1 protein-coding gene is annotated in these 1,008 nt (G+C 73.4%); it reads left to right on the top strand.

The window, feature by feature from the left end; all coding sequences use genetic code 11:
- Nucleotides 1–86 precede the first annotated feature (86 nt).
- Nucleotides 87–1,008 (top strand): ABC transporter permease (locus AB8Z36_RS40885; protein WP_369218405.1); only part of this gene is annotated, 922 nt, incomplete at its 3' end.

Genomic DNA, 1,008 nt, shown 5'->3' on the forward strand with positions numbered 1-1,008 from the left:
GTTGAGCCGGGGTTCCGTCCTTCGATACGGGTGAACCGTGCTGTGGCGCGATGCTCCGGACCCGGCGTGGCCCGCAGGGTGGGGGCATGTTCGTCGCATGGAGAGACCTGCGGTTCGCCAAGGGGCGGTTCGCCCTGATGGGAGCCGTCGTCGTACTGATCACCCTGCTCGTGGGGCTGCTGTCCGGTCTGACCGCCGGGCTCGCCAAGGAGAACACCTCCGCTGTCACCGGGCTGCCCGCCGACCACCTGGCGTTCGCCGCGCCGCCCGACGGCCAGTCCGTCTCCTTCGCCAACTCCTCCGTGGACCGGCCGGTCTGGGAGAAGTGGTCCGGCCGCCCCGGCGTCACGTCGGCGCGGCCCATCGGCATCAGCACCCTGAACGCGACGTCGGGAGACAGGTCGGCCGCGGTCTCGGCGTTCGGCGTGGAGCCGGACTCCGGTATCGCCCCGCGCGGGGTCGGGCCCGGCGGGGCGGTGCTCTCCGAGAAGGCCGCCGCCGAGCTCGGGGCCGCTGCCGGTGACCGTGTCCGGCTCGGGGGCGGCGCGGTCGAGCAGCGGGTCGTACGGGTCGCCTCCGATGCCTCGTACAGCCACACGCCCGTGGTCTGGGTCGCCCTCGACGACTGGCAGCGGCTGTCCCGCCAGGGGGTGCCGAAGGAGCCGCGGGCCACGGTGGTCGCGCTGCGCACCACGGAGGGGGCCGATCTGGCCGCCGGGGACGAGGCCGCGGGGACGCGGACGAAGTCGCTGGACGGCGCGCTGACCGCGATCGGCTCCTACCAGGCGGAGAACGGGTCCCTCCAGTTGATGCGGGGCTTTCTCTTCGTCATCTCCGCGCTGGTCATAGGGGCGTTCTTCACCGTCTGGACGATCCAGCGGGGCGGCGACATCGCCGTACTGAAGGCGCTGGGCGCCTCGACGCCCTATCTGCTGCGGGACGCGCTGGGCCAGGCGGTGGTGATGCTGGTCGCCGGTACGGCCCTGGGGACGGGGCTCGCCGCCGGGG

The sequence above is a fragment of the Streptomyces flavofungini genome (genome assembly GCF_041028215.1).
Taxonomy (GTDB): domain Bacteria; phylum Actinomycetota; class Actinomycetes; order Streptomycetales; family Streptomycetaceae; genus Streptomyces; species Streptomyces flavofungini_B.